Source organism: Sporichthyaceae bacterium (assembly GCA_036493475.1).
Taxonomy (GTDB): domain Bacteria; phylum Actinomycetota; class Actinomycetes; order Sporichthyales; family Sporichthyaceae; genus DASQPJ01.
The window spans coordinates 46,542-53,258 of sequence record DASXPS010000110.1; the positions used below are offsets into that span (position 1 = coordinate 46,542).

Annotated in this window: 8 protein-coding genes; 1 reads left to right on the forward strand and 7 read right to left on the reverse strand. The window is 69.6% G+C overall.

The genetic code is table 11. From position 1 onward, the window contains the following. Positions 1–17: 17 nt before the first annotated feature. From VGJ14_11700 to VGJ14_11730, 7 genes are all read right to left on the reverse strand, one after another. Entirely contained in the window at positions 18–1,265 is a 1,248-nt protein-coding gene (locus VGJ14_11700; protein ID HEY2833080.1) for a DUF1501 domain-containing protein, read from the reverse strand. Next, positions 1,252–2,727 carry a DUF1800 domain-containing protein gene (locus tag VGJ14_11705; GenBank protein HEY2833081.1) on the reverse strand — a complete coding sequence of 492 codons (1,476 nt, stop codon included), beginning with the start codon at positions 2,725–2,727 and terminating at the stop codon, positions 1,252–1,254. Before VGJ14_11705 ends, VGJ14_11700 begins: the two co-directional genes overlap by 14 nt. Before the next feature lie 24 nt (positions 2,728–2,751). After that, on the reverse strand, positions 2,752–3,615 hold the full coding sequence (gene purU / locus VGJ14_11710; GenBank protein ID HEY2833082.1) for a formyltetrahydrofolate deformylase: 864 nt from the start codon (positions 3,613–3,615) through the stop codon (positions 2,752–2,754). Positions 3,616–3,620: 5 nt separating this feature from the next. Beyond that, positions 3,621–4,082: a MaoC/PaaZ C-terminal domain-containing protein gene (locus VGJ14_11715; GenBank protein ID HEY2833083.1), complete on the reverse strand. Its 462-nt coding sequence runs from the start codon at positions 4,080–4,082 to the stop codon at positions 3,621–3,623. Between the two features lie 99 nt (positions 4,083–4,181). Next, positions 4,182–4,760, reverse strand: a complete 579-nt coding sequence (locus tag VGJ14_11720) for a hypothetical protein (protein HEY2833084.1) — start codon at positions 4,758–4,760, stop codon at positions 4,182–4,184. A 27-nt stretch (positions 4,761–4,787) separates the two neighbouring features. Beyond that, positions 4,788–5,576 (reverse strand): alpha/beta hydrolase, encoded by a 789-nt coding sequence (locus VGJ14_11725; GenBank protein HEY2833085.1) that lies wholly within the window; start codon positions 5,574–5,576, stop codon positions 4,788–4,790. Position 5,577: 1 nt separating this feature from the next. After that, positions 5,578–6,351 (reverse strand): enoyl-CoA hydratase-related protein, encoded by a 774-nt coding sequence (locus VGJ14_11730; protein HEY2833086.1) that lies wholly within the window; start codon positions 6,349–6,351, stop codon positions 5,578–5,580. A gap of 106 nt (positions 6,352–6,457) precedes the next feature. Here VGJ14_11730 and VGJ14_11735 point away from each other — a divergent pair. Continuing rightward, positions 6,458–6,717, forward strand: a 260-nt coding sequence (locus VGJ14_11735; protein ID HEY2833087.1) for a hypothetical protein, incomplete at its 3' end; no start/stop codon positions are given.

The following is a 6,717-nucleotide window of genomic DNA, read 5'->3' on the forward strand; positions in this document are numbered from 1 at the left end:
ACCGCTCACGAATCCTCCTAGCCGGCGCGGGCCACTCCCAGCGGTGCGTACGACAGACCGGGGAACACCGTGGACAACGAGCCCACGCCCAGGCGTTTGGTCACCACCTCGCCGAGGACATTGAACACGTCGTTGAGACCCTGCACGTCACCGCCGTCCAGGTCGGCGTCGGAGGCAAGCGGCACCCACGTGCCGTGCACCTTGTTCCCGATGAGGCCACCGCCGAGTAGCCAGACCAGCCCGCCGTGGCCGTGGTCGGTACCACCGGAGGCGTTCATCGCGACGCGGCGGCCGAACTCGGACTGCACGATCACGGTGACCCGGGATCGCCGCGCCGGGCCGAGGTCGGTGAAGAACGCGGCGAGCGCCTGCGCCGTGTTGGCCAGCAGCGCGTCCAGCCCGAGCGCCTCGCTGGTGTGGGTGTCCCAACTGCTCACGTCCAGGGTGGCCACCTGCAGGCCGACCTCGGCGCGCAGGATCGCGACCAGGTCCTTCAGCGCGGCGGCGGTGGGGCCGTCCGGGTACACCGCGGCGTTCTGCACCGTGGTGAGGGACCGAATCACCTCCGCGGTGGCGACCGCGGACAACGCCTCGGGCACGTCGGAGCTCAACGGTCCGTCGAACCCGCGGTAGAGCGTGCCGAGCGCGGTCATGGCCGGGCCGCGGGACGCGCCGGCGCCCGGGAAGTCGAACGTCGCCAGCGAGGACATGGAGATCTTGGGCTGATTGCCCGCCATGGACATCGGGAGGGCGAAGCCGTCGGCGAGCCCACGGAATGTGGTGCCCGGACCGAGGCGGGCGAGAACCCGGTCCAGCCATCCGGTGCTCACCGAGCTCGACCCGCCCTGCTCGACGAACTGCTGTGCCTGGAAGTGACTGCGCGTCACTCCTTTGTTGCTCGACGCCGGGACGAAGGTCATCTCCCCGGTCGACCAGAGCACCTGGTGCAGCGGCGCCATGGCCGGGTGCAACGCCCAACCGCCGGTACCGTCCAGGGCGATCGCGTTGTTCGGCACCAGCGCCGGGCGCGCGATACGCAGGTAGTTCACGCCGAGGTCGGCCGAGTGCGGGGACAAGATGCGCAGCCCATCGGCGCCACCCCGCAGGAAGATCACGATCACCGTGTTCGGGTTCGACGCCGGCGCGCCGTAGGCGACCCGGGTGGTGACCACCTGCGAACCGACGACCGAGACGCCGAGGGCACCGACGCCGGCCAGGAAACGGCGCCGGGTCAACCCGGCGGGGTTCTGCTCACCGCATCGCATGTGAGGGTCCGTCCAGGATGAGGGCGATCAACGAGGGCAGCAGCCCGTGCAGGGTTGACTTGGCCACCGGGGTGGTGGCGGCCTCGCCGAGGAAGGTCTGCAGCGCCTGAACATGCGCCACGGGCAGCGGAGCACCGGTCAGCCGAACCCCGAGCCGGGCGATGGCGTCGCCACTGTTGGCCGGGGTCCCGCCGTAGAGCGTGGCCTTGTTGGACTTGGCGAACGCATTGGGCCACGAGTCCGCGGACAGCGCGAGGTGGTGCAGCCAGAGCGTGAGCAGCGTGCTGGCCGAACGCCAGGCGGCGGCCACATCGGGATAGCCGTTGGGCGGGTCCCAGGCCAGCGGCACGTTGCCGACCTGCTGGGTCATGACCTGCAGGTACTTCAGCGCGGCGGTGATTGTGGCCGGCCTGGTGTCCAGGATGCGCAACGTGGCCACGATGTTCTCCGCGGGTCGGCGCACCTTCTGCCCCCGCGAGGCCCAGAACTCCGTCGAGCGCAGGATCGTGTCCAGCATCGGCAGGATCTGCGTGCCGGAGCCGGTGTAGGCCTTGGCCACCGCGCCCACCAGGGCGTCGGAGGGGTGGTCGGACACGAGCCGGATGCACAGCTTGTGGGCCAGCCGAGTGGCCGTCGCGGGGTGTGCGGCCAGGTAGCGCAGCAGGGCGTCGCCGCCGGCCTCGCCGTCCGCCGTCGAGGAATTGGGATGGCGGAAGCCGAGCACCCGGACCGCGCCGGTGCCGTGGATCGCCGGGTTGTAGGTGTAATCCAGGGTCCGGGAATCCACGGTGCGCCCGGTGAGCAGCTTGGCCGTGTTCTTCACGTCGGACTCGGAATACACCAACCCGACGGTGTGCAGCTCGAGCAGTTCCCGGGCGTAGTTCTCGTTGACCGCGGCCTTGCTGGACTGCGCCAGGTTCAGGTACAGCAGCATCGCGGCGTTGCGCGCCGAGGCCACCAGCATGTCGGTGAATGAACCCAGGGCGTGCTTGCGGATGACGTCGCGGTCGAAGGTGTGCCGGGTGACCCACAGGTCCGCGCGCGGGCAAACGACGTTGAGGTGGTTGGCGAAGAAGTCGACCAGGACCTCATAGAGCTGGGCGCTGCTCCAGACCTGCAGCCCCAGCGTGACCTGGGTGAGCTGGGTCATCAGGTCCCAGCCGTAGGAGTTGCCACGCAGCTTGAGGAAGGTATGCGCATCGGCGGGGCTGGTGCCCAACAGTGTGGCCTGCGTGGAGACCAGGGTGTCGCCGGCGTATCCGGCGTAGGTGTGGCCCGCGGCGATCTGCGCGGCGATCCAGGCCGGGATCCCGCGCTCGGCGATCTCCGCCCGCGCCGCCGCCGTCGGGCCGAAGGCGAGCCGGGACAGCACGTGGTCCGTGGGATTCGGAGTCAGCGGCGCCTTCGCCGTTGTGGCGCTCTTCGCGATCGCCTCGGCGATCGTCGGATAGATCGTGGTCAAAAGCGGCTCCCTGGACCTAGCGGCTCAGTGAAAGACCACCGTTCGGTTGCCGTGCACCAGCACCCGGTCCTCCAGGTGCGCGCGCAAGCCACGGGCCAGCACAATCTTCTCGATGTCCCGACCCTTTCGCACCATGTCCGCCACGGTGTCCGAATGGTCGACCCGAATGACATCTTGTTCGACGATGGGGCCCGCGTCCAGGTTTTCGGTCACGTAATGGCACGTCGCACCGACGAGCTTTACCCCGCGCGTATGTGCTTGGTGGTAAGGCTTTGCGCCGATAAAGCTCGGCAGAAAACTGTGGTGAATGTTGAGCATCCGCCCGGACCAGGCCTCGCACAGATCCGGTGGCACAATCTGCATAAATCGGGCCAAAACGATCGCGTCCGGCTCCTCGGCGTCGACCAGTTTGCGCACCTCGTCGAACGCCGCCCGCTTGCCCTGCGCGCCGGGCGCGAACGGCACGTGATGGAACGGGATGGAGTGCGCCCGGGTGATCGCCTCCAGACCGGTGTGGTTACCGATCACCGCACGCACGTCCATGTCGAGTTCGCCACCCGCGTGCCTGCCGAGCAGGTCGTAGAGGCAGTGCACCTCCTTGGACACCAGCATGACCACCCGCGGCGGTCGACCGGTGTCGGAGACCCGCCAGGTGGTGTCCGCACCGAACTCCGCAGCCACCGCGGCGAAGCGCTCGCGCAGTTCGTCCAACCCCCACGGCAACGTGTCGGCCTGCACCACCTGGCGGGTGAAGAACCAGTTGGACTGCGGGTCCAGGTGGTAGCCGGCCTCGGTGATCGATCCACCCGCCTCGGACAGGAACGTGGCGATGCGCGCCACGATGCCGGTGCGGTCGGGACAGCCGAGGGTAAGCACGTAATGCGACATGTGGCTCAGTCTTCCGAACCGGTGGGGCGCATCAACATCACGCCCTCCAGCGTCAGGATCAGCACTACCTCGCCGTTGTCGTCGGTGAGCTCGGAGCGGGTGGTGACGATGGCGTCGCCGCGTTCCGGACGCAGGTTCACCTCGGCCACCACGAGCTTGCCGGTCAAGGTGGTACCCGGCCGGACGGGGCGGCGCAGGTCGGCGTGGATGGTCTTGCCCGCCTTCACCGCGGTACGGCTCCAGACCGCGTCGACCACCAGACGCTGGTAGATCCCGACGGTCTGCACGCCGCTGGCGATGATGCCACCCCAGGGGCTCGCCTCCGCCGCCGCCTTACTGACGTGCATCGGCTGCGGGTCGTACTCCCGGCCGAACCCGATGATGTCCGACTCGGTCAGCGTCAACGAGCCGAACTGGAACTCCATGCCCGGTTTGAAGTCCTCGCCGTAGAGCAGATCCCCGCTCATTCACCACACTCCTGACGGATCGTCAGCCCGCGTCGCCAATCCCGTGGAACGCGCCCACCCTATGCAGACGGTGGACGAGCGCCCCGGGGCGACCGGCGGTCAGCCGCTGATGGTGTCCAGGAACCGGGCCACCCGGTCCCGCACGCCCGCCGGTCGGACGGGGAACTCCCCGGCGGCCAGGCTGACCAGATGCTGCGCGGTGGAGAACGCCAGATCTGCCTCGGGCAGCACGTCCTGGGCCTGCACCTCGAAGCGTTCGTGGGCCAATAAGCCCAGCTCCTCCTCGCCCCGATCCAGGGCCAGCAGGGTGGCCCCGGCCTTGCGGGCGTCCGCCAACCGGGACAGCAGGCCCTCACCGGCGGACCGCGCGGCCACCACGAACAGCGTGTCCCGCCGACCCGCGGCTGCCAGCCGGGACAGGTCCACGGCCAGGTGCGGGGGCGCCCCGTCGGGGACCTCGTGCCGGACCAGCGTGGGCACCAGGCCCGGCAGACCGACCGCGCGGGCCTCGTCGGTCAGATGCGCGGTGACGTGCCACGGCTCGTAGTCCGGCGTGCCCACCAACAACAACCCGCCGGGGGTGGCCCGACGCAGGCCGCGGGCCAGGGCGCGGCTGCGACTCATCCAGTCGGTGTGGGCGAGCAGATCGCGCAGCGCCCGGGTGCGTTCGACGTCCACCGCGGCAGTCCACCACGGGGTGTGCCCTCAGGCCGGGAGGCCACGCAAGAACTCGAGCAGCGGCGGGTTGACCTGATCCGGGTGGCTGAGGTTCGACGCGTGTGCGGCACCGGAGATGGGCACCACACCGGCGCACCCGGACAGTCCGGCGGCCAACGTCTGCGCCAGCTCCATGGAGATCGCACCGTCCTCGGTGCCGTGCACCACGAGTGCGGGACAGGTGATCTCGGCCAGGCGGTCGGTGACGTCCTCGCGACCGAGCAGACACCGGCCGGGCTCGGCCAGCAGCGTGCGGTCGCGGGCCTGCCACTTCGCGATCCAGATCTCGTCGAGCACCGGGTCGTCGAGAATGATCCCGGCGATGATCCGAGCCAGTTCCTCGCCGGGACCGACGTTGACCCAGGCGTCGATCATGTCCCCGTAGAGCTCGACCTTGTCCGGTTCCTCGACGCCGGCCTGGGTGTCGATGAGCACCAGCGCGCGCACCCGCTCGGGCGCGAGCAGGGCCACCCGCAGCGAGCAGAAGCCGCCCTGGGACATGCCGCCGATCACCGCGCGGTCCAGGCCGAGCGAGTCGAGCAGGCCGAGGCAGTCCCGGGCGTTGTCCCAGTAGTCGAACGACTTGCCGTCGAAGTCGGTGTCGCCGAACCCGCGGGCGTCCCAGGCAATCACCCGGAACCCGCCGCTCAGCGCCTCGATCTGCGGGGTGAACATCTCGTGGTCCATCAGGAAGCCGTGCGCGAACAGCACGGCCGGTCCGGCACCGCCGGAGTCGGTGTAGAAGATGCGTTGCCCGTTGACCTCGGCGACCGGCATGTCAGTTCGGCCAAACCGGCTTGCGCTTCTCCAGGAACGCGGCCATGCCCTCCCGCGCCGCGGGCGCGGCGGACATCGCGGTCATCACCTCGGCGGCGATCTGGTAGGCGTCGTGCTCCGGGCGATCCAGCTGGGCGTAGATGGTCTGCTTGCCCACGCCCTTCGAGGTGCGACTGCCCCGGGTGGCCAAGGCCAACAGCTCATCCACCGCGCTGTCCAGCTCCTCGTCGGGCACCGCGTAGTTGATCAGGCCCCAGGCCGCCGCGGTGCGGGCGTCCACCGGCTCCCCGGTGAGGGCGAGCTCCATGAGGCGCTTGCGACCGATGTTGCGGGCCACCGCCACCGCCGGGGTGTGGCAGAACCAGCCGCCCTTGCCGCCGGGCAGACAGAAACCGGCGGAGAAGCCGGCGACCGCGAGGTCGCAGGAGGCCACCAGTTGGCAGCCCGCGGCAGTAGCCAGTGCGTGCACCCGGGCGATGACCACCTGCGGCACCGACTGAATGGTGCTCATCAGCGCGGTGCACACCCGCAGCAGCTCACGCACCCCGAGCAGGTCGCGGCTGGCCACGTCGGCGAAGTCGTGCCCGGCGCAGAACACCGGGCCGTTGCCGGCCAGCACGATGCCGGTCGCATCGGTGTCCCCGACCTCGGTGAACGCGTGTCCGAGCTCGACGAGGTGCTCGAAGGACAACGAGTTGCGCCGGTCGGGCCGGTTCATCGTGATGCGCACGATGTCGGCGTCCCGCTTGATGGTCAGGTACCGGTAGGCATCCATTGCCCAAGCTTACGGCCGGCCGCCCCCGAGGAAGATCCAAGAGCGCGGCAAATCCGGCATACCGGCATGATGGCCCCCAACGACTCGCAGAAAAGAGGCCAGCTCGATGAGTGACCCGGGTACAACCCTGCTCGGCCGACCGCTGGACGACCCGGATCTGCTGGCCGCGACGGCCGGCGCCCCGGACTATCCGATCCTGCCGAACGCCACCGTGCTGAAGATCGGCGGCCAATCCGTGCTGGACCGGGGTCGCTCGGCGGTCTACCCGCTGGTCGAGCAGATGGTGGAGATCAAGACCGAGAACCCGTTGTTGATCGGCACCGGCGGCGGCACCCGGGCCCGGCATGCCTACACGGTGGGTACCGG